The 21,901-nt window shown below is 68.7% G+C and carries 18 protein-coding genes and 1 tRNA gene; 7 read left to right on the top strand and 12 right to left on the bottom strand.

Annotation, left to right across the window (positions count from 1 at the left end; genetic code table 11):
* Positions 1 to 436: 436 nt before the first annotated feature.
* From CRP55_RS54485 to CRP55_RS11085, 3 genes are all read left to right on the top strand, one after another.
* Positions 437 to 2,920: a DUF2750 domain-containing protein gene (locus tag CRP55_RS54485; protein ID WP_097319907.1), complete on the top strand. Its 2,484-nt coding sequence runs from the start codon at positions 437 to 439 to the stop codon at positions 2,918 to 2,920.
* Between the two features lie 93 nt (positions 2,921 to 3,013).
* Positions 3,014 to 3,454: a response regulator gene (locus CRP55_RS11090; RefSeq protein WP_097319718.1), complete on the top strand. Its 441-nt coding sequence runs from the start codon at positions 3,014 to 3,016 to the stop codon at positions 3,452 to 3,454.
* A gap of 29 nt (positions 3,455 to 3,483) precedes the next feature.
* Complete coding sequence (locus CRP55_RS11085) at positions 3,484 to 3,831, top strand: PRC-barrel domain-containing protein (protein WP_097319717.1); 348 nt, start codon at positions 3,484 to 3,486, stop codon at positions 3,829 to 3,831.
* On the opposite strand, the gene CRP55_RS11080 is transcribed toward CRP55_RS11085, so the two are convergent.
* The 5 genes from CRP55_RS11080 to CRP55_RS11060 all read right to left on the bottom strand — a co-directional run bounded on the left by CRP55_RS11080 (position 3,794) and on the right by CRP55_RS11060 (position 9,270).
* Positions 3,794 to 4,819 carry a 3-oxoacyl-ACP synthase III family protein gene (locus CRP55_RS11080; protein ID WP_097319715.1) on the bottom strand — a complete coding sequence of 342 codons (1,026 nt, stop codon included), beginning with the start codon at positions 4,817 to 4,819 and terminating at the stop codon, positions 3,794 to 3,796. The two genes, CRP55_RS11085 and CRP55_RS11080, sit on opposite strands and share 38 nt — an antisense overlap.
* Before the next feature lie 316 nt (positions 4,820 to 5,135).
* Positions 5,136 to 6,002, bottom strand: a complete 867-nt coding sequence (locus CRP55_RS11075; RefSeq protein WP_097319714.1) for an MHYT domain-containing protein — start codon at positions 6,000 to 6,002, stop codon at positions 5,136 to 5,138.
* A 191-nt stretch (positions 6,003 to 6,193) separates the two neighbouring features.
* Positions 6,194 to 6,604: a hypothetical protein gene (locus CRP55_RS11070; protein WP_097319712.1), complete on the bottom strand. Its 411-nt coding sequence runs from the start codon at positions 6,602 to 6,604 to the stop codon at positions 6,194 to 6,196.
* 81 nt (positions 6,605 to 6,685) lie between these two features.
* Positions 6,686 to 7,918 (bottom strand): Ig-like domain-containing protein, encoded by a 1,233-nt coding sequence (locus CRP55_RS11065; RefSeq protein ID WP_245922920.1) that lies wholly within the window; start codon positions 7,916 to 7,918, stop codon positions 6,686 to 6,688.
* Positions 7,919 to 8,037: 119 nt separating this feature from the next.
* Positions 8,038 to 9,270, bottom strand: a complete 1,233-nt coding sequence (locus tag CRP55_RS11060; RefSeq protein WP_097319709.1) for a L,D-transpeptidase — start codon at positions 9,268 to 9,270, stop codon at positions 8,038 to 8,040.
* A 144-nt stretch (positions 9,271 to 9,414) separates the two neighbouring features.
* Between CRP55_RS11060 and CRP55_RS11055 the strand changes: the two genes are divergently transcribed.
* Together CRP55_RS11055 and CRP55_RS11050 are read left to right on the top strand one after the other, a co-directional pair.
* Positions 9,415 to 9,490 (top strand) — tRNA-Lys (locus CRP55_RS11055).
* A 270-nt stretch (positions 9,491 to 9,760) separates the two neighbouring features.
* On the top strand, positions 9,761 to 10,501 hold the full coding sequence (locus CRP55_RS11050; protein ID WP_143234550.1) for a tetratricopeptide repeat-containing protein: 741 nt from the start codon (positions 9,761 to 9,763) through the stop codon (positions 10,499 to 10,501).
* A 229-nt stretch (positions 10,502 to 10,730) separates the two neighbouring features.
* Here CRP55_RS11050 and CRP55_RS11045 read toward each other — a convergent pair whose 3' ends face one another.
* From CRP55_RS11045 to CRP55_RS11015, 7 genes are all read right to left on the bottom strand, one after another.
* On the bottom strand, positions 10,731 to 11,675 hold the full coding sequence (locus CRP55_RS11045; protein ID WP_097319706.1) for an NADP-dependent oxidoreductase: 945 nt from the start codon (positions 11,673 to 11,675) through the stop codon (positions 10,731 to 10,733).
* Positions 11,676 to 11,737: 62 nt separating this feature from the next.
* Positions 11,738 to 12,592, bottom strand: a complete 855-nt coding sequence (locus tag CRP55_RS11040; protein WP_097319906.1) for a helix-turn-helix transcriptional regulator — start codon at positions 12,590 to 12,592, stop codon at positions 11,738 to 11,740.
* Positions 12,593 to 12,636: 44 nt separating this feature from the next.
* Positions 12,637 to 13,026, bottom strand: coding sequence for a hypothetical protein (locus CRP55_RS11035; protein ID WP_179855120.1), 390 nt, complete (start codon positions 13,024 to 13,026; stop codon positions 12,637 to 12,639).
* Between the two features lie 155 nt (positions 13,027 to 13,181).
* Positions 13,182 to 14,489 (bottom strand): hypothetical protein, encoded by a 1,308-nt coding sequence (locus CRP55_RS11030; protein ID WP_097319704.1) that lies wholly within the window; start codon positions 14,487 to 14,489, stop codon positions 13,182 to 13,184.
* Positions 14,490 to 14,491: 2 nt separating this feature from the next.
* The gene (locus CRP55_RS11025) at positions 14,492 to 15,502 is read right to left on the bottom strand and encodes a hypothetical protein (RefSeq protein WP_143234548.1); all 1,011 of its coding nucleotides are present in this window, start codon (positions 15,500 to 15,502) and stop codon (positions 14,492 to 14,494) included.
* 291 nt (positions 15,503 to 15,793) lie between these two features.
* Positions 15,794 to 16,846 (bottom strand): hypothetical protein, encoded by a 1,053-nt coding sequence (locus tag CRP55_RS11020; RefSeq protein WP_097319700.1) that lies wholly within the window; start codon positions 16,844 to 16,846, stop codon positions 15,794 to 15,796.
* On the bottom strand, positions 16,843 to 17,352 hold the full coding sequence (locus tag CRP55_RS11015; RefSeq protein ID WP_097319698.1) for a SigE family RNA polymerase sigma factor: 510 nt from the start codon (positions 17,350 to 17,352) through the stop codon (positions 16,843 to 16,845). The genes CRP55_RS11020 and CRP55_RS11015 overlap by 4 nt, the downstream gene beginning before the upstream one ends.
* A 296-nt stretch (positions 17,353 to 17,648) precedes the next feature.
* Here CRP55_RS11015 and CRP55_RS11010 point away from each other — a divergent pair, with 296 nt between their 5' ends.
* Positions 17,649 to 18,734: a sugar phosphate isomerase/epimerase family protein gene (locus tag CRP55_RS11010; protein ID WP_097319695.1), complete on the top strand. Its 1,086-nt coding sequence runs from the start codon at positions 17,649 to 17,651 to the stop codon at positions 18,732 to 18,734.
* The gene (locus tag CRP55_RS11005; RefSeq protein WP_097319693.1) at positions 18,731 to 21,898 is read left to right on the top strand and encodes a ThuA domain-containing protein; all 3,168 of its coding nucleotides are present in this window, start codon (positions 18,731 to 18,733) and stop codon (positions 21,896 to 21,898) included. Before CRP55_RS11010 ends, CRP55_RS11005 begins: the two co-directional genes overlap by 4 nt.
* The last annotated feature ends 3 nt before the right edge of the window (positions 21,899 to 21,901 follow it).

Raw genomic sequence — 21,901 nt, 5'->3', positions numbered from 1 at the left:
TGCGGCGCGAAGCGCGGGTGCGGCGCGAAGCGCGGGTGCGGCGCGAAGCGCGGGTGCGGCGCGAAGCGCGGGTGCGGCGCGAAGCGCGGGTGCGGGTGCGGGCTCCAGGGTGCGCGAGTCAGGTGGGCGCCGACGACGAGGAGGTGGGGATGAAAGCCGGCTAAGGACTTGAGGCTGCGGCTGGCCGACCCTCGCCCCGGGGCTGCGGAGCTGCCATTGGTGGCACGCAGGGATGGAGGGCTGGAGGAAGCGCGAGGCACCAGGCCGGGACGACGGGGTGGGGCGGCATGAGAGTGGGTCTGGGAACGGGAAGAGCCACGCGCGGATGTCCTGGTAGGGGGTGAACTCCCCCTAAGGTCTAAATAATGGGTCGAACCCACTCGAAAGTGCCCGATGCGACACGATGGAGGCGTACACGCAGGAGGGAGAGCCACCGATGTCGCTCAGCGGAGCCCACCGGGCGGCGTTTCGCCGGGAGGCGGCTCGGGAGGGCCGTGTCTTCTCGATTCGGGATGCCGAAGGGTTTCCCGCGCCGGCGGGGGCCGATGGGATGCGGACGGTTCCCTTCTGGTCCAAGGCGACGCGGGCGAGCCGGGTGGTCGGGCAGGTGCCGGCCTACCAAGGGTTCGAGGTCGTCTCGGTCGAGGTCGAGGAGTGGCTGTCCGGCTGGCTGGACCGGATGGAACGCGACGGCATGCTCGTCGGCGTCAACTGGGCCGGGGCCCGCGCCACCGGCTTCGACGTGTCGCCGGGCCAGGTTCGGCAGTGGTTCGCCGAGGAGCCAGAGGATCCGCGGCCGCCTACGACGCCGGCAACCATCGAACCTCGCGCCACTAAGACATCCGCGAAGCCGCAAGCCGACGCCGCAAAACGGGCGACACCAGCGGCGATCACCCCCTCTAGAGCACCGGCGATCAGCGGCTCCAAGGGACCGGATGCCGAGGCCGAGAAGACGTCGACCTCACCAGACACAGCCAGCGCGAAGCCGCCGTCAGCCAGCCCTACGACGTCGGTTCCGGCACCGGCCGCCGATCCCGCTGAGACGGCACGTACCTCGGCGAACGTCTCCGACAAGGCCACACCGCCGCCTTCCGGCGCGACCGCCAAGGCAGCGGACACATCGGCACCCAACCGCAAGAAGGAAGCAACACCGCCGACTTCCGGCAACCTCGCCAAGGGGGCGGCACCGTTGGCGGGCAGCCCCAAGAAGAGGGCGTCTTCGCCCTCCGCCGACTCCGACAAGGCGGCGGGCGCCTCGGTGGGCCCCAAGAAGGCGACGACGTCACCCTCGATCACCTCCGCCGACGCGGTGAAGCCCGCTAGGAGCGGTAGCCCCAAGAAGACGACCACGCCGCCGATCGGTGGCTCTCCGAAGAAGCGCACGTCCCCGGCAGAAGATCGCAAGACGGAGACACCGACGCCGGGAAGGCCCGGCGCGGCGACGCTGCCGGAAGGCTTCGCAGCTGGGATGCCGGCGGAGAACCCCGACGCTGCAGCTCCGGCCCAGACGGAAACGGCGGGAACGCCCAACGCTGCGGCTCCGGCTCAAGAGTTCGCGGCGCGAACGCACGAGGCTGCGACTCCGGCCACGACGGAGACGGCGGGTGCATCCGAGGCTGGGGCGCTCGGAGAAGGCGCGGTGGCTGGGGCGGACTCCGAGGTGGGGACGCCGGCGGCTGACGTCGAGGTGACCCAAGGCGTGACCGCAACTGAAGGGGCCTCGCCAAGGTCGGGTGTCGCTGGGCGCCCGGCTGAAGAGGCTGGTGTCGATGCGGGCGCGAAGTCGCCGGTCGTTAGCCGGCTTGCCAATGGGCAGGGCGGAAACGGCAGGGGCGACGGGGCGGTGGTCGGCAGCGACGGCGCCGGGGCTGTTGAGGCTGGTCAGGCTGATAAGGCCTCGGGTGGTGGCCGCAACCGGTCGGCCGGTGGGCGGCATCGCTCGTCGGGAGCTTCTGGTGCCGACGGCGTGACGGCGGCCTCTGAGAAGGCGGGCGGCAAGCAGCGCTCGGCGCTTCGAGCGGGGATGGACGTGGCCGGCACGCCCGCGGCGGACGTTGATGATGAGGCCGGGTTGGTCGGTCACGGAGGTGGTTCTGCCGCGGCTGAGGGCGGCACGGTTGCCACTGAAGACACGTCGACCGCGGGCCGGCGGCGCTCGTCTCGGGTCGGCACGACGGGTGAGGCTTCGGTAGCAGGCGGGCGGCAGGGTGAGGAAGCGACGCCTGCTTCGGCTGAGAAGGCCGCTGAGCCGGGCGTCGCCAGGGTGGGAGACGGGTCGGAGAAAGGCCCAGGCAGGGCTCGTGCCGGGGCGCCCGCTGTGGCGGCGAAGGTCAAGGCGGGTACGCGGGCAGTGGCGGGGAAGGTTGAAGCCGGAGCGCAGGCAGCGGCGGCAAAGGTCGAAGCAGGAGCGCAGCCGGCTGTAGCCAAGGTGGAGGCTGGAGCGCAGGCGGCGGTGGCCAAGCTGGGAGCGGGTGCCCACGCGACTGCGGCGAAGGTCGAAGCAGGAGCGCGCGTGGCGGCGGACAAGGTTGAGGCCGGAGAGCAGAAGGCGAAAGAGAAGGCCGGAACACACGCGGCGGCGGAGAAGGTCGAGGCCGGAGCACACGCGGCGAAAGCGAAGGTTGAGGCCGGAGCGCACGCCGCGGTGGAGAAGGTTGAGGCCGGCGCGCATGCGGCGGTGGAGAAGGTTGAGGCCGGCGCGCACGCTGCGGTGGAGAAGGTTGAAGCTGGGGCGCAGGCGGTCAAGGCTCGGGCTCGATCGGCTGCCTTGAAGGTGAGAGGCGCCGCGCGCAAAAGCGAAAGCGAAGAGCGAAGCGCCGCGGAAACTAAGGGTGACGAAGGCGCTGCTGAAGGTGAGAAATCTGGGGGCAGCGGGGCTGGTGGTAGCGGGCGACGGCGGGCTCGGAAAGGGAATCCGTGAAGGGAACTGAGTGAGTAGGATTTCAGTCGCCCGGCCATAGGTGGACGGGGCCGGTACCCCTATGCTTGCGGCACGGCAAACAAAGGGGCTTCCGTGCGCAGTCTGCAGATTCTCGTCGTGGACGACGATGATGCCGACGCTCTCATGATTTCTGAGGCGTTGGAGACGGCGGACACCAGCGCGTCCGTCGACCGGGTGGCCGACGGGCGGGAAGCACTCGACTATCTGCGCCGTCAGAGCCCGTACGAGCAAGCGCACCGCCCTGATTTGATTCTGCTCGACCTCAACATGCCGCGGATGGATGGGCGGGAGACACTCGCCGCCATCAAGAGCGATGACGTGCTCAAGGCGATCCCGGTCGTGATCCTCACGACCTCGGGGGCCGCACCGGACATCGTGGCCAGCTATCAGCATCGGGCCAACGCGTACGTGACCAAGCCGTTCGGGCTCGACGACTTCGAGAGCACCGTGCAGCTGATCAACCGGTTCTACCGTGAGGTGGCCAGCCTGCCGCCGCAGGCCGGCCAGGCTTAACGTCTCCCGCACCCGGGTATCGGGGGCACATGACCGACAATCAAGCACCCGAGGATCTCGGCGCGCCCGTCGCCTATCTCGTGCTCAAGGACGGCACGGCCGTCTACGACCGGTCGGGCACGAAGGCCGGCACCGTCGAGCACGTGCTCTCCGACGACCAGCAGGATGTCTTCCACGGGCTTGTCATCGACACCGATCACGGGCACCGGTTCGCGCCCGCGGCTCAGGTCGACGGGCTCTTCGAGCACGGCGTGATCATTGCCGTGCCGGCCGCCGAGCTGCCCGAGCCGAGCGAGGACCCGTCCGCGGCCGTCGCCGACGAAGGGCTGCGGAACACGCTCAAGCGGGCGTGGGAGTGGCTGATACAGCCGAAGTAGCCGGCGCCTTCCAGCGCAGCAGGCAGGCGCCGACCGACATGCCACCACCGAAGCCGGCCATGAGGATGACGTCGCCGTCCTTCAGCGCGCCCTTGCGGGCCGCGTCGTCGAGCGTCACCGGGACCGAGGCGCTGCCGACGTTGCCGTAGCGGTCGAGCGTCAGGTGGGTGGTGGCCGCGGTCAGGCCGGTCGCCTCGACGAGCTCGGCCAGCATGACGCCGTTCGCCTGGTGCGGCACGAAGTGGTCGACCTCGTCGACCGCCACGCCGGACCGCTTGAGCAGGGTCTCGAACGCGGGCGGGACGCCGCTGTTGACGAACTCGCGGACGCCGCGGCCGTTCATCTTGAAGTAGTGGTCGCCGTTCGCCACCGTCTCGGCCGACGCCGGGAGGCGGCTGCCGCCGGCCGGCACGTGGATCAGCTCGTGCGCCTCGCCGCGCGACACCAGCTCCAGGTCGAGCAGGCCGTAGCCGTCCGGCACCTCCCCCATCACGGCGGCGCCGGCGCCGTCGCCGAACAGCACGGCCGTGCGGCGGTCGCCGAAGTCGAGGATGCGCGAGTAGATGTCCGTCGCGATCACCAGCACCTTGGCGCCGGGCCGGGTGGCGATGAGGCTGTTGGCCAGGGCGACGCCGAAGACGAAGCCGGCGCAGACGACGTTGATGTCGAAGCAGGCGGCCCGGTCGGCGCCGATCTTCTCCTGGACGAGGGTGGACGTCGGCGGCTGCGGAGAGTCACCGGTGGAGGTCGAGACGATCAGGTAGTCGATGTCCACGGCCTCGAGCCCGGAGGCCTCCAGGGCGTGGCGGGCGGCCTTGGCCGCGAGGTCCGAGGCGGCCTCGTCCGCAGCGGCGAAACGACGGGCATCGATCATGGTTTTGCGGCTGACCCAGGCGGGGTCGGCGTCCGGCACCAGGCGCACCAGATCGTCGTTGGTGACTACCTCAACCGGCAGGTAGGAGCCGGTTCCCAGGATGCCCACGCCCATGTCGCCCTGCCTCTTCTTCTCGCCGTTGAAGAAAGAGGCTAACCGCCTTTGGTTGTAACACCCGGCCAAGATCAACAGGCGGGCGCAACCGGCGGCGGCACCGAGGGGCGAAAGGCGAGGACAAGCAAAGATCAACTGGATCCAAGCGTGCGTACGGCGGACACGCTCCGTAGTCGGAAACGCCCAGGAGGGGTGAGCCCTCGCAAAGCGCCTTCGATCGAAACGCGCCGCTATGACGCCAGGGCAAGTAGCTGCCCGGAGACAAACAGCACAAAAAAGCCGGCGCCCGGGGCGCCGGCTTTCTCGAAGATCTAGCTCAGCGAGACGAGCGGTCCCGATAGGTCCAGGCACCCGAGCTCAGGCCGCCGGCCCGCTCCGGGCCGGTCGCCTGCTGCGGGACGCGGGCGGCGGCCTCCTCGCGGCGCTGGGCCAGGTAGGCCGCGGCCGCGCGGTCCTCCTCGGTCGGGGCCGACATCAGCGCGTACGCCAGGCCGATGATGCCGAAGACCACGGCCAGGCCGATCGGGACCAGCATGCCGCCGGCGGTCGCGCCGGGCAGGTCGCCGGTCGACGGCGCGGCCTCGACCGACATCGCGAGCATGCCGGTGAAGTGCATGCCGTTGACCGCGATGCCCATGACGAGCGCGGCGGCGAAGATGACCAGCGGACGGCGGACGGTGACCGCCAGGAACAGCGCCACGGCCGCGGCGACGACCGCGATGCCGATCGACAGGCCGACGTACGTCATCCCGTACGAGACGTCGCCGTTGAGGTTCATCGCGGCCATGCCGGTGTAGTGCATCGCCGCCACGCCGAGACCGGCGATGACGCCACCCGCGATGATCCGGAAGTTCTGCGCGCCCTTGCCGAGCGCCGCGATCGCCAGGCCCAGGCCGACCGCGACCACCGCGATGATCGCACTGGCGGCGGTGAGGCCGACGTCGTAGCGGATCGGCGTGCCGCTGACACTGAAGCCCATCATGGCGACGAAGTGCATGCTCCAGATCGCCGTGCCGCCCAGCGACAGCGACGCGAGCACCAGCCACCAGGTCCGTTCACCGCGCGCGGTTGCCGAGCGTAGCCGGACAGCGCATGTCAGGCCCAGCATCGAGCCCAGCACCGAGAGGACGTAGCTGACCGTCGGTGTGATCCACCCGTGGTCGAAATGATGGATCTGCGCCATCGCGGTTCCTTTCTAAGAGCCCCGCTCCGGGCATGCATCTTGCACGTCGTCCGGTGATCGCGAAAGACCCGAGCGTCACCTTCTCGCTACACATGGAGAAACAGCCGGAAGGCATTGCCCGATCGTCTGATTCCGCAGGTCAGCGGCGCGTTCTTTGTCCGCTTTTACGACCATCAATGGCACTCTGGGGCTCATCCGACCGTCTGTAGCCCGCTGTCCGCACATACTTGGACCATGTCGGCGGCGGCCGCGCTGACCGCGGCGACCGCGTCGGGCTCACTCTCCGTGCCTTTACTTGCGCTTGCTTGGGTGTACGCCACGGCGAGCGCCTGCGCGGCATCGGCCACCGGCGCGTCCGCGGTGGAGCTGGCCCCGACGATGCCGTCGACCACCCCGTCCTGCATGAGGCTGGCGTCGGCCACCGCGGCGGCGAGCGCGGTGCAGGTCAGCGTGCCGGGCGGGTCGTCGACGATCTCCGCGGCGGCGCTCGACGCCGCGACGGTGGCCGCCGTCGAGATCACCGGCGCCGGCTCGTCATCCCCCGAGCACCCGGACGTCACGAGCAGGACGGTCAGCGCCAGAACTCCCGCGATTTGTCGCATTCCTCCAGATTAGGTGGGCTTACCGGCGTACAAAAGCAAAAGGGCCCGGCCGAAGACGGCCGAGCCCTTTCGACGCTGCCCTTAGAGGTACGAGCCCTTCTTGTACTCTTCCCAGCTCATGTTCCAGTCGGTCCAGCCGTTGCCGTTCTTCAGCTTCTCCTCGGTGCCGGAGACCGTGATCACGTCGCCCATGAGGGTCTTGTTGAACAGCCAGGCGCCCATCGCCTCGGAGACGTTCACGCAGCCGTGCGAGACGTTGACCTTGCCCTGCTTGCCCTCGGACCAGGGAGCGGCGTGGATGTACTGCCCGGACCAGGTGATGCGCTGGGCGAAGTCGATCGGCGTGCGGTAGCCCTCCTCGGGACCGAGCTCGTCCATCGTGTCGAAGACCGTGTGCTTCTTCTTCTCGATGACGACCATCGTGCCGCTCGAGGACGGGGTCTTCGGCTTGCCCAGGCTGACCGGCAGCGTCTTGATGACCTTGCCGTTCTCCTTGACCGTCATCTGCTTGGTCTTGTTCGACACCGTCATGATCAGCGAGCGGCCGATCTTGAGGTCGACGGTCATGTCGGTGCGGCCGTAGTAGCCGTTGCCCAGCGGGACGCCGCCCAGGGCCACCTTGTAGAAGACCTTCGAGTTGGCCTTCCAGTAGACCTTGGGCCGGTAGTGCACCTCGGTCGCGCTGGTCCAGTGCCAGGTGCCCTCCTGGGCCGGGGTGGCGGTGACCGTCATGCGGCGCTCGACGTCGTCGCGGTAGCTCTCGGGGATGCTCTGGTTGAACTTGATGATCAGCGGCATGCCGACGCCGACCGTCTGGTTGTCGCCGAGGAAGCTGGTCGCGCGGATCGTCTTCGAGGGCTTCGCCATGGTGGTGAAGGTGCTCGTGGTGGTGTTGGTCTTGCCCTCGGCCTCAGGGCCGGTCACCGTGACCGTGTATTTCGTGCCGTAGGCCAGGGCCTTGGCCGGCGTGAAGGTCTTGGCGTCCTTGTCGAGGGTGCCCTCGACCTCTTTGCCGGCGGGGTCGGTCACACTCACCTCGGTGCTGTCGGCATCCTCGGTGGTGTATTTGATCGGGCTGATGGCGACGACGTTCTTGGCGTCGGCGGCCGGCGAGCTCACCGCGACGGTGCTCGGCTTCGGCGCCTCCGACTCGGAACCGCCCGCGGGCGCGCCCGCGCTGGAGCCCGGTGTGGCGCCCTGCCACGACGACGACTTCTTGTCGTCACCGCCGCAGGCGGCGGAGCTCAGCACCACACTTCCCGCGATCACAGTGATCGCGGCGAGCCGCCAGCGTTTCATACCCCAGGTCTTCATGGTCCCTCTCACGGCGTCGTCATCCCCGGCGCCCAATACTGCTTCGTTTTTCCCCGGTGACCAATCCCGGAATCGTGCCGCCTCGGGATTTAGTTTTGGACATTTCGCTTATTTCAGACCTATTTCAGGGCAGAGCCCTTCTTGAACTCTTCCCAACTCACGTCCCACGGCGTCCATCCGTTGCCGTAGTCCAGTTTGTCCTCGGTGCCCTTCACCGTGACCGGGTCGCCGATCAACGTGTTCTCGAACAGCCAGCGGGCGTTCGACGGCGACACGTTCACGCAGCCGTGCGAGACGTTGCGGCTGCCCTGGGCGCCGGTCGACCACGGCGCCGAGTGGATGTACTGCCCCGACCAGGTGAGGCGCTGCGCGTACTGGATCTCGGTGCGGTAGCCGTTGACCGGGCCCAGCTCGGCGGTGGTGTCGAACACCGTCTCGGCCAGCTTGTCCATCACGACCATGGTGCCGCTCGACGACGGGGTGCTCTTCTTGCCGAGACTCACCGGCATCGTCTTCACCGTCTTGCCGTCGCGCAACACGGTCATCTTCTTGCTCGCGTTGTCGACCTTCATCTCGAAGTCCCGGCCGATCTTGGCGGTGGCGCTCCGGTCACGGTCGCCGTAGCGCCCGCCGCCGGTCGGCAGACCGCCGACGGCGACCCGCACCGAGATCGTGGTGCCGGACTTCCAGAACTCGGGACCGCGGTAGTACGCCTGCGTGCCGGTCGAGGTCCACGACCAGACACCCGGCTGGGCCGGGCTCGTGGTGACGAACAGGCGGCGCTCGACGGCGGCCCGGTCGGCCTTCTTGATGCCCGGGCTGAACTCGACGACGACGGGCATGGCCACGCCGTACGTCTTGCCGTCGAACAGGTAGAGGCCGGTGCCGGTCTTCTTGCCGGGGGCGCCCATGGTGGTGAACTTCGTGGTGGCCGTCTTGGTCTGGCCGCCTTCGCTGGTGGCGGTGACGCTTGCCGCATACGTCTGCTTGGTCTTGAGAGGCGTGCTCGGCACCCAGGAGGAGCCGTCGGCGCGCAGGGTGCCCTTGACGGCGGCCCCGGCCGAGTCTTTGAGTGCGACGCTCGTCACCTTGGCCCCGGCGACCTTGAAACCGATCTCGGTGCTCACCGGCACGTTGGTCTTCCCGGCGGCCGGCGTCACGGCCAGGCTGATCGGCACGGTGGCCGACTCCACGATCGGGGCGTTCGCACCCGCACTCGAGGAGGCGGACGGATCCACCCAGGCGTGTGGTTTGTCGCCTTTGTCCTCATCGCCGCCACACCCCGACAGCGCGAGCGGCGTGATCACTGCCGTCGCCATGAACGCCACGAGCGTGCGCCGCATGCTGACCATCCCCGAAGCCGATCTGAAGTTTGCCGTTGCATCCTGCCTCATGGATGCAAGAGATCGAGTCCTCCCCGAGGCTGAGATCTTTCGGAGGGGGGTGGATTTCAGCCTGGGCCGGGGTGGGTGCTAATGTTTCCCCGTTGCCAACGAGCGCCGCTAGCTCAACTGGCAGAGCAGCGGACTCTTAATCCGCGGGTTGTAGGTTCAAGTCCTACGCGGCGCACCATGCAGCATCAGGCCGTATAGCTTTCGAGCTATACGGCCTGAACTTTTTGTGGGACGTCGGACCCTCGCGCCGGCGGGAACGCCTGCTCATAGGCAGCGGATCTCGCCGGGTGATCGGTGCGACGATGCCGGCGGCCGAGATTGCGGGCCGCGGCGGCCCGGCGCTGGACGACGCGCTCCCGGTCCGGCTCAGCCGAAAGCGTCAACAGGTGTCAGCCGACTGGCGCGCCTGCGGGTGGACTGCCGATCGGCCATGGTGGAGCATTCCCGCATGGGGATGGTGGCAGTGCTGCGGCGCCGGCGGGTGCTACGGAGATTCGCGAGCTGGACCCGGCCGGCGGCGATGACACCGGAGCGCACCGAGGAGTCGCTCGCGTATCTGACACAGGCGCTGGGGCGCTGGCATCCCGACACCGCCGAGGCCAGGCTGAAGGTGCGTTACTGGCTGGTGGCCGACGGTGACCCGACCGCGGCGCAACGCTCCGCGGAGGCGGAGGCGGCGGACCGGACGGCAGAGTTCGGCGCGGAGCACCTGAAGACGTTCGAGGCCCGCCGGTCCCTCCACCACTTCTACCGCGAGGCGCACGGCCGGAGCGCGGCGCTCCCGCTGATCCGCGCTCTCGCCGACGACATGAGCGTGGCACTGGGCCCCACCCACCGCGAAACACTGTCGGTCCGGCGCCATCTCGCCTATCAGCTGCGGGACGAGGAGTTGCTCACCGACTCGATCGCCGTGTCCAGCGCGATGCTCGCTGAGTTGGAGGACCGGCCGTACAGCGACAAGGACCTGCGGGCAACCTGGTTCGTCCTGGCGTCCGCGCTGGAGTACGCCGGCGACCGCGAACAGGCCCTGGTCTACGTGCAGAAGGAGTTGCGCGCCGAACGCGGCGCCATCTACGGGGTGGACGAGAACATCGGGCAGCCGTACCAGAAGACCCTGGAGGCCTGGCAGGACCGGCTCCGCCGGGGCGTGCCACCCCCGAGCCGTACCGCGAAGTCACCCCGCGATTGAGGGTCACGGCCCGAGCGGGTCAGGGCGAGTGCCGCTGCGACTCGTGGAAGACCGGGGGTAGAGGCGCTCGTAGGCGCCGGTCATCTCCTCGACCGGCAGGTCCCGCAGGGTGGTCAGGGCTCGCCTGCGCTTCTCCCTCACCTGGAAGGGTCCGGGCCTCGACGTGTACGACGGCCGGCGATGCGCGTGACGTGTCCGGTCTCCAAGGCCGAGTTCTGCGTGCTCGGGGTCAGGCGGTGGGGGCGACGACGATCGTCTTGCCGGGGAGGTCGCCCGCGCCGGCCCGGGCGTGCAGGGCGGGCAGGTCGGCCAGGGGCACCCGCTGGGCCACCTCGACGCGCAGCTCGCCGGTGCTGACCCGGGCGGCCAGGTCGGCCAGCTGGTCGGCGTCGCTGCGGACGAACAGGTCGATGCCGCGCAAGGCGCGGTCCTCGTCGGACGGAGCCGGCATCCAGACGGTGGTGTTGACCAGTGTGCCGCCGTCACGGATCACTGTGAGCAGGGCGGCCAGCTGTTCCGGGGCGACCGGGGCCAGGTTGAGGGCGAGGTCGACCGGCTCGGTCACCGCCGCCGTCACGTCGGTGGTGGTGTGGTCGATCACCTCGTCGGCGCCGGCGGTGCGGGCGCGCTCGGCGCTGCGCGGGCCGGCCGTGGCGATCACGTGGGCGCCGGCCTCCTTGGCCAGCTGCACGGCGTATCCGCCGACCGCGCCGCCGGCGCCGTTGATCAGGACCAGTTGACCGGCGGTCAGCTTGCCGTGGTCGAACAGCGCCTGCCACGCGGTCAGGCCGACCAACGGGAGCGCCGCCGCGTCGGCCAGCGGGATGTTCCTGGGCGCGCCGGTGAGGATCTCGGCCGGCGCGATCACATATTCGGCCGCGGCTCCGGTCCCGGCCATCGGCAGGAAGCCGATGACCTGGTCGCCGAGCGCGATGTCGCCGACACCGTCGCCGAGCGCGTCGACCGTGCCCGCGACGTCGATGCCGGGGGTGTGCGGCAGCTCGACCGGGATCGGGCCCTGCATGTAGCCCGCGCGGATGTTGCCGTCGACGCCGTTGAACGACGTCGCGGCGACCCGGATCCGGACCTGCCCGGGGCCCGGTGTGGGCTGCTCGACGTCCTCGAGGCGCAGAACCTCGGGACCGCCGAACTCGTGAAAACGTACTGCCTTCATCGCTGGACCTGCTTCCGTGAGCGCCGTGGTGACGTCACTCAACTTGGCAGGTTCGGGCGGACTCAGCCTGGGCCGGACTGGCCCACCCTGATCACGTCCGGTTCCCCGGCGTCGCCGACGATCTCGGCCAGACGGGCCGCGTCGGCCGAGCCCGGCGCCGCGGTGAGCATCAGAGCGGCCAGGTCGTCGCCCGGGACGGCGAGCAGGCTGCCGACGAGCGTGATGGCGCCGGCGTCCGGATGGGTGAACGCGGCGCTGCTCTCGTAGGCCGCCACCGGTCGCGGCGTACGCCACAGGGTGTCGAAGGCCCGGCTGCGGCTGCGCATCTCATCCACCAGCGCGGACAGTGACACGTCGGCCGGGTAGCGCAGCGCGGCGGTCCTGAGCTGGGCGACGAGGATCGCCTCATGATCGGTGGCGTCGGCCGCGGTCTGCTGGAACTCGCTGAACGGGTCGCAGAACGTACGCCAGGCGATGTTCCACTCCCAGGGATCCCCGGTGAGATGCCAGTGGCGCAGGGCCAGGAAGGCGCTGTTGACCGCGACCAGGTTCATCGCCGCGTCGGCGACGAACATCGGGGTGCCGGTGAAGCGCTCCAGCAGCCGCATCGCGCCCGGGCCGACCTCGTTCGGCACCTGCCCGTCGGCGGCGGCGTACCCGGCCAGCGCGCACAGCCGCTCGTAGTCCGCGCGCCCGGCGCGCAATGCGCGGGCGATGGCGTTCACCACCCCGGCCGACGGATGGCTTCGGCCCTGCTCCAGCCGGCGCACATAGTCGGCGGACATGCCCGCGAGCTCGCCGAGCTCCTCCCGCCGCAGGCCTCGCACCCGCCGGCGGCCGGCCGGAAGCCCGACCGCCGCGGGGGCCGTGCTCTCCCGCAGTCGACGCACCGCGAGGCCGAACTCGTGACGTTCCACGGCCTCAGTGTGCACGGCTGATCAAGACAGCACGAGGGCCAGGATCACTGCGGCGGTGCCCAGTCGGAGGCCAGGTCGCGCCAGGCCAGCCGGAACTTGCGGACGCTGGTGGTGGCCACGGTGCAGTTGGCCTCGCCGACGCCCTGGGAGTTGTACGTGGCGACCACGCCGTTGCCCGGGTCGACGCGGCCGGTGACAATCCAGCCGTCCGAGTACCAGTCGCAGACGTGCACGTCCCAGCGGCCGTCACTGCGCCGCGTGGTCCATACCCCGCCCAGCGGCGTGCCCGAATCGGTGGTGAGGTTGATGGTGTAGCCCCAACTGGCCGGGCCGGCCGGGAACTTCACGGCCAGCGCCGGGGACGCGAGCAGCACCGACGCCAGCACGCCGGTCAGCCCGGCCGCGGCGATTCGCCTGAGAGTACGCATTGTCATTCATCAATGTATTGGGTAGCTGGGCGACGGTGAAGCAGCAAGCACGGGGTGGATCGGTGAACGGCGAGCGAACGGCGGGTGAACGAGGACCGCACGGAACAGGCCGCGCGCCGGAGGAGACCAGCGATGGCCTCCCCCGGCGAACGGCCGATCGGCTACGCGGCCGAGCTCACCACCTTCGTCAAGCATGACGAGAGCCCGTCCTGTGACTGGTGCGAGGGTTTGGGCGATTCGACGACCGAGGCGTCCTTGACCGTACGGCGGATCAGCGCCACCGAGGCGTCTCCGGCCACCACCGGGTCGCCCTTCGACGCGACGACGCAGGTGGGAACCGGCTTCAGGTCGAGCGGCGCCGAGGGCTCACCGGCGCACGGAAGCATGGTTCCGGCGAGGACCCGGGCGTACGGGTGACCTTCGAGGGCGGCCGGCAGTTTGTCGCTCGCGGTGGTGGCCGCGCAGAGCTCGTCCAGTTGGGCGAGGTACGCCGGGGAGATCGAGTCGGTGCCGTACCGGTGCCACAGGTTGTCGGAGTACTGACCGATGACCTCGCGGTCCTTGGCTTTCGTGACCGCCCGGGCCACCGCGTCCTGATCACCGTCGGGCGCGTACTCCAAGCCGACTATCGCCGACAGTTCGTCGAAAGACGTCACCGGCAGCGAGCGCGATGACACGGAGGCCGGCTGGAGCGCGGCCGGCGGCTTGCCGAACCGCTTCTCGATCAGCGAGGCTCGCTGCCGGACGAACGACGTCGCGTCCGTACCGACCGGGAACGGGCGGGCCAGCACCGCCCACGAGAGCTTCTCGCCGGCCGGGGTGGAGGCGAGATAGTTGTACCGGGCTATGCCGAAGGAGAATCCGACGAACCCGTTCGGCTCGATGGCTTCCTTACCGGCGATCGACGTGACCACCTCGGAGTAGTCGTCGGCGTCGAATCCCCATTTGCCCTGGCCGAGCTGACAAGCGCCGTTCAGGGATCGCGCGCTTTCGGCGAGCTTCTTGCCGCCGGACCGGACGTCGTTGTAATAGACAGTCGCGGCCGTCTGGCAAGGCTCACTCACCTTGGCCGTGACCCAGGGCTCCTCGATGACCAGAAGATTGTATTTTTTGAGCTCGGTCAGGCTCCGATAGTCCGAAAGGCGCATGCGGCCGGAAAGGGGCGTTGTCCCCGGCCCGCCCAAATCGAGGATCGCGGTGTTCTTCGTAGGGCTTTCGGCCCGCATCAGGCTGTAACGCCATTCGCGCCCGCCCACCCGCAGCGACGCACAATTCTCGCGTGCGTCCTCGCAGGGATCCGGGCTTGCTGTCGTCGCACTCGCCGCCTTCGGCTCGTCGGAGGAGCCGGAGCCCCAGATCGACGCGATGGCGACTCCGGCGGCCATGACCATGATGATGATCGCGGCGACGGGCAGCCGGCTCAGTGCGAACCGGCTGCCCTGGCCGCGAGGATTAGTCCTCGCGCTCACTACTACCAGCCACTGTCCTTGCGGATGTAGTCCTCTTCGAAGAGGACCGGCAGCTCAGTCGTGTCCTCGGCCACCGTCATCCAGGAGTAGTCGGCCCAGGTCGGCACGACCGTCTTGTTGGCCGCGGTGTAGTCGCCGGCCATGTCCAGGTACCGCACCACGTCGGTGGTGCTGCCCAGGAACTGGACGCCGATCTCCTTGCGTCCCCACGTACCGACCGGGTTCGTGGCGTTGCAACGGTGCAGCGGGACGCTGAGCTTTCCGGAGACGCCGGACCGCTCGTAGCCGATCTCCACCGTGGCCGTCGCCGTGCAGGACGTCGCCGTCGCGGTCGGAGTGGCGCTGTTCAGCGACTTGATGGCGGTGTTGGTCGTGTAGTTCCACGGCCGGGACCGGATGGTGAACTCACGCGTCTGCGGGGTGGCACTGGTGTTGGCCCGGCTGAACCGGCCCCACCGGTTGTAGATCCAGTGATCGGTGCCGGACTCGGCCCACTTCTCCCAGCAGGTCCAGAGGTAGTGGTCCGGAATGCTGGCCGCCGAGGGCTCGAACCACTGCTCGACGCAGCCGTTGCTGTACTTGTACATCTTCGACTTGTTCGAAGCGGCGTCGTATCCGCTGCCGACCGGCGCGGCGGCGGCCGTGGTCGCCGTCTCCGTCTCGTTGAAGATGCTGCCGAAGCCGGCGATCTCCCCGTTCACGGTCGCCGTGTAGACCTTCGCCGGGTCCTTGCCCGCGTCCCAGACGAGCTGGACCTTGCCGTCCACGCCGTTCGGGGCGGCGACTGTCGCGACCTGGACCTCAGCAGTGTCGGCAAGCTTGCCGGTTCGCGCCATCTTGTCGAGGTGACCGCTGATTTTGCCCTGAAGCTTGGCCTCGGACTTGGCATTGACCGTCGTCGCCCGACGGGTCGCCTTTTGCAGGGCGGCCGTATCCACGACGCCCATTGCCGGCGTGGCCTTGCTGCTTGCGTTCGCCGTTCCAGGCACCAGCAGAATTCCGGCCAGAGTCACGAATGCAACTGCGGCCAGGTCCAGCTTTCGGGCGCCACTAAGGCGCCTTTTACTTTCTTCTTGCAAGATTTCTGCCCCTCCGTGAGTACCTAGACGACCTAGGTGAGCGGAGGTTATCAACATAGTTATCTCGCCCGATGCCCCGTTCGTTCAAGGAATGATTGAAGTAGCCTTAAGACATTGACGCTCAGTAATGTTTGACTTCCTTCTCGGCGCGTTGTCGCTGCACTTCGGCAGTCGTCGTCACCGTGAGTTCGATCTTGTGACTGTCGTCACTTTCCCGAATGGCGTTCAACGCGTGACGATGACTGCCGTGCCGCTGGTCCCCATATCGGCGACGACGGCCTCGCCGGCGCCCGTCACGGCCATCCAGCTGAGCTTGTGCGGCCCCGGCTCGATGTCCGGCGGGATCCGGCCCTGCAGCGTGAACGTGACGCTGTCGTGCCCGTCGATGCCGCTCGCGGTGCAGTCGACGCGCTGCCACGACCCGATCTCGGTGGCCTCGATCCCCAGGACGTAGACCGGGCACGGGGACAGCGAATAGTCCCTCGCGTAGACGTTGTCGACGCGGACGGTGTACGTGAACTCCTCACCACGGCGCAGGACCGCGGGAGCCCGAAGAGTGGCGTTCAAGGCGGCGTAGAGCATGGGCGGCTCGACGAACCACTGGCTGACATCGGCGCCGCAGACGCCGTCGAGGCGGCGCGAAGCGGGCAGCGAGATCTTCTCGGCGCCGGCGGTGAGCACCAGGTCGCGGTAGGAACGGGGCGTCTGGCCGGCGGCGCACTTGACGCCGCGGATCTCGACCCGGGCCGCCTCGCCCGGGTCGATGGTGGCCGGGAACTGACGGGCGACGCTCGAGTCGAGGGGGCCGGCACCGGCCGCCGCGACCGGCTCGAGCGCGCCGGTGGCGGCGTTGACACCGGAAAGCTGAGGCACGCCGGAAAGGGTGCAGCGCTCGCTGTTGTGCGGGCGCACCGCGAGCCCGGTGGAAAGACCCCAGAGGGCCGACCGCACGATCCACTGTGCTGAGTCGACGTCGTCGAGCCGGCACGCCTGGCGGTCCTCCCGCGGGGAGCGGCGGAGAACCTGAGGCGCGGCCGCCGGCTCGGCGCCGGCGACCGCGGTGGTCGGTGCCGGCCGATGCGTGATGAGCCCGGTCCCGGCGACGGCCACACCGGCCACCAGCGCCGCCGAGGCCGTGGCGGCCAGGAACCGCTGGCGACGGCGACGGGTGACCCCGGCCGTCACCCGGGTGACCGGGTCGGGCCAGGCGTCGACCGGCGGGCTGGTGTGCAGGGCCTCGCGCAGGTCGGATTCGATGGTCTTCGGGGCGATCCTCATCGGGCACCTTTTTCTACCGGTAGCAGATAAGAGTCGGAGGCGAGCTCGCGGCGCAGCCGGGTGAGCGCCCGCGAGGCGGTGCTCTTGACGGTGCCGGCCGAGCAACCGAGGGTCTCGGCGATCTGGGCTTCGGACAGGTCCAGGTAGTAGCGCATCACCATGACCGCGCGCTGCTGGCGAGGCAGGCAGCCCAGCAGCCGGATCACGGAGTCGTCGGACCGTTCCGCGTCGGCGACACCGGTCTCCGGGGCCGCGCTCACCAGGCGTTCCCGCCGCAGGGCGCGGACCCGGTTCAGGTAGCGGTTGGTGATGATCCGGCGCAGGTAGCCCTCAGGGTCGTCACGTCGCTCGATCCGCCGCCAGGCGATGCCGGCGCGCTCCAGCGCGTCCTGCACCAGGTCCTCGGCGAGATGCCGGTCCCCGGACAGCAGGTACGCGTATTGCAGCAGCGCGGCATGCCTGTCGCGCACGAATTCGGCGAACTGATCCGGCGCCGCCCATCTCATCACGAACCAAGGACACATCAATGGGCTTGCCGGTTGTCACAGCGGCCGAACTTTCTTCCCGCACGCGGCGGGCGGAGTGCACGACATGCCTGACCCGCCGTACTACGTCCGGCTTTTGTCTTAGGAAACAAAAGTTAGTTCTAAGTTGGACTATCTTTCGTACGAGGCGCGGGATACCGTCTGTCATCAAGGCGTAACGAACCTCACACATACGCCGCGCCGGCGCCTCGGCAACGTCGGCTCTCCTCTTCCTTCCGCACCTGACATTCGTCCTGTCGTGCCCACGTGGAGAAGTCATGACCGAGCCGCAAACCCCGAAGGCCCTCACCCGCCGCCGTCTCCTCACCGCCTCGGCCGGCGCCGCCGCCGCGCTCGGCGCGGCCGGATTCCCGGTCCTGGCCACCGGCAGCCCCGCCATCAGCCACGGCAAGCTGCGCGCCGAACCACTCGTCCCGGCCCGCAACCGCGGCATCATCCTGTACAGCGTCCGCGACCGCATCTCCGCGGCGCCCGACGACTCCGGCATCCCGTACGGCTTCGAGCGGGTCCTGGCCCGGCTCGCCGAGATCGGATACAAGGAGATCGAGTTCGCCGGTTACAACCAGCACACCTCGATCCTGGGCCGGCAGATCACCCCGGCCGAGATCCGGAAGATCCTGGACGACAACGGCCTGGTCGCCAGCGGTACGCACACCCAGATCAACGCGGCCACCTTCGAGCAGCAGCTCGACATCGCGCAGACGCTGGGCATGAAACACATCGGCACCGGCTCCGACCCGACCGGCAGCGCCTATCGCGCCGACTGGGACGCCGCCGCCGACCTGTGGAACGAGCTCGGCCGGGCCGCCCGCAAACGCGGCCTCAAGCTCTACACCCACAACCACGACGCCGCGTACGGCTTCCTGCTCGACGCCGGGCCGCTCGACGCCAACGGCAAGCCCACCCGCTCGACCGGCACCCGCAAGCTCGAGTACTTCTTCACGAAGGCCGACCCGCGGTACGTCTTCTTCGAGATGGACATCTACTGGGCGTACGTGGCCCGGTTCAAGCACCACACGTACACCGACGCCTGGGGTCGCAGTAAGAGCGACCTCTTCGACCCGATCCTCACCGTGGTGCCGCGCACCGACCGGTTCCCGCTGTTCCACGCCAAGGACGGCGACAAGCAGCCCACCCAGGCCAACGGATATGTGATGACGCCGCTGGGCGACGGCGACATCAACTTCCAGCAGTTCTTCGAGGAGATCGGCAAGCAGGACTACCACCACGCCAGCTGGGAGCAGGACACCGCTCCCGGCGGCACGGCGAACCCGGGCCAGTCGCTGAACTTCGCCGAGGTGAGCTACCGCAACCTGTCCGAGCTGACCATCTACCGCCGATGAACCGCCGATGGCTGGCCGCCGTCTCGGCCGCGGTCATCACGATCAGCCCGGCCACGGTGGCCCACGCCCACCCGGCGAGTCCGCAGCCCGACGTCCTCGTTTTCACCGAGACGGCCGGCGTACGGCGTGACTCCATCGACAAGGGCGTCCGCACGATCAAGGACCTCGGGCGGCAACACCGCTTCAGCGTGACGGTCAGCGCCGACTCGTCGGTCTTCACGGCCGGCAAGCTGGCGAAGTACGAGGCGGTGGTCTTCCTCAACACCACCGGCGAGGTGCTCGACGCGGCCCAGAAGACGGCTTTCGAGGCGTACATCCAAAGCGGTAAAGGTTTTGTCGGCGTGCACTCCGCGGCCGAGACCGAGCCGGGCTGGACCTTCTATCAGGATCTGCTCGGTGCGGCCGCCACCAGTGCGGCGCCGGTGAGTCAGAAGACCGTGACCGTGGCCGACCGCGTGCATCCGTCGACCGCCCCGATCCCGCGTACGGGGAGCTTCAGCGAGGAGTGGTACACGTTCGACAAGGACGTGACCGGCGTGTCGCACGTGCTGGCGAGCACCGAAAAGCCGCTCTCCTGGTGCAAGGACTTCCAGGGTGGGCGGTCCTGGTACACGGGGCTCGGGCACTCGGCACAGACGTACGCCAGCAATTCTTTCCGAAAGCATCTGCTCGGCGGCATCCAGTGGGCGTCGGGCCAGGTGACCGGCGACTGCGGCGCCACCGTGCGGACCAACTACGAGAAGGTCACCCTCAACGACGAGCCGGGCGAACCGATGACTCTCGCGGTTCTGCCCGACGGGCGGGTGCTGCACAACACCCGCGGCGGCGAGGTGCGCCTCTACGACCCGGCGTCCGGCCTGAGCCCGGTCATCGCCGAGATCCCGGTCTACGTCCACGACGAGGACGGCCTGCAATCGGTCGCCGTCGACGCCGATTTCGCCAAGAACCGCTGGGTCTACATCTACTACGCGCCGAAGCTCGACACGCCGGTCGACGACCCGGCCACGCCCGCCGTCAACGAAGGTGACGCGCCGGCGACCAGCACCGACCCGGCGGTCTGGGACAAGTTCAAGGGATACAACCAGCTCTCCCGGGTCAAACTGATCGACACACCGAGCCCGCACCTCGATCTGAGCACCGAGCAGCAGATCATGCGGGTGCCGGTCGACCGGGGCAACTGCTGCCACGTCGGCGGCGAGGTGAAATTCGACGGCAAGGGCCTGCTCTATCTGGTCACCGGCGACGACACCAACGCCGGCGGCTCCGACGGCTTCACGCCGATCAACGAGTCGCCCACGCAGGGACCGGCCTACGACGCGCAGCGCTCGGCGGCCAACACGAACGACCTGCGCGGCAAGGTCTTGCGCATCAAAGTGCGCGGCGACGGGTCGTACTCCATCCCGTCCGGAAATCTCTTTCCCTTGGGCAAGGCGAAAACCCGGCCGGAGATCTTCCTGATGGGTGTGCGCAATCCGTTCCGCTTCGATGTGAGCAAGAGCGGTTACGTGTACGTCGGTGACTACTCCCCCGATTCCCGGGTGCCGAACGCGGCCCGCGGACCGGAGGGCACCGGACGGTGGATCGCCACCGACAAGGCGGGGAACTACGGCTGGCCCTACTGCTACTCGCCGGAACTTCCCTACATCGACTTCGACTTCGTCACGCGTACGTCGGGGACGGCCTTCAATTGCCAGACGCCGGTGAACGAATCGCCGCGCAACACGGGGCTGCGCAACCTGCCACCGGTCAAGGAACCGACGCTCGCGTACACCTTCAACGCGGTCACCCCGTGCCCGTCGGCGTATCTGCAGGATCCGCCGGTGGCGTGCGACTTCGACTGGCCGGCGCTGGGAACAGGCGGCGTGGGGCCGATGGGCGGGCCGCAGTACTCGTACAACCGCAGGCTCGGCAACGACATGAAGTTCCCCGAGTACTACGACGACACCGTGGTCTTCGGCGAATTCACGCGCAACAAGTTGTTCGCCCTGCGCACCGACGGCAAGGACAAACTGCTGGCCATCGAGCCCATGCTGACGAACTTCACCTGGGCGAATCCGATGGACATCGAATTCGGGCCGGACGGGCAGTTGTACGTGCTCGAGTACGGCAACGGATTCTTCCGGGCCAACCCGGAGGCGCAGTTGTCGACGGTCAGATATGTGAAGGACGGCCGGTCACCGGTCGCCCGGATCACGGCGACGCCGGTATCGGGGCAGTCGCCGCTGACGGTGCAGTTCTCGAGCGCCGGCACCGCCGACCCGGACCCGGGAGACACGATCACCCTGGCCTGGGATTTCAACGGGGACGGTGTCGTCGATTCCACTGGCTCTTCGCCTTCCTATACCTATCAGGCGAACGGCTCCTACAACGCCCGGTTGACGGTCACGGACAGCACAGGCCGTACGGCGGTGGCCACCCGAACCATCACGGTGGGCAACACGGCGCCGATCGTCGAGGTGGTGACGCCGGGCAACGGTTCGTTCTTCAACTGGGGCGACACCATCCCGTTCGAGGTGCGGGTCACCGACCCGGAGGACGGCGCGGTCGACTGCTCCAAGGTTTCGGTGAACCTGGTCATCGGCCACGACGAACACGGCCACGGCATCAATTCGACGACCGGGTGTACGGGGTCACTGCCGAGCCCCGCCGACGGGGCCGACCATGCGGGCGGCTACCTGTTCCTGGGGGTGAGCGCGTCGTACACCGACGCGGGCGGCCTCGCGGCAACAGGACAGGCGACGGTGCAGACGTGGCGCCAGCAGGCGGAGAACGCCCAGGTGAAGAGCGCGGTGGCGATAGCCGCGACAAACGACACCGAGGGCAGCGAGCATGTGACGGCGCTGGACAACAACGACTACATCGCGTTCCGCCCGATCGACCTGGCCGGCGTCACCGCGGTCACGCTCCGAACGGCCGGCGGTTCAGCGGCCACAGCCGGCCAGCCGCGCGCCGCGGTGGAGGTCAGAAGCGGCTCCCCCACGGGCGCTCTGCTGGCCACGCTGCCGGTGAACGCCACGGCGGGTAACGCGTATTGGTCGAGCCAGACGTTCCCGCTTTCGGGGGCGGCCGGGCAGCAGGAGCTCTACTTCGTCACGAAATCCATAACAGGCGGCCCCGCAACGAACTTGTTCAACCTGAACTGGGTCGAGTTCGCCGCCTCATAGTCG

This window comes from Paractinoplanes atraurantiacus (assembly GCF_900215205.1).
GTDB lineage: Bacteria > Actinomycetota > Actinomycetes > Mycobacteriales > Micromonosporaceae > Actinoplanes > Actinoplanes atraurantiacus.
Note: the sequence above shows the minus strand (reverse complement) of the source record. Positions and strands in the feature narration are given on the sequence as shown.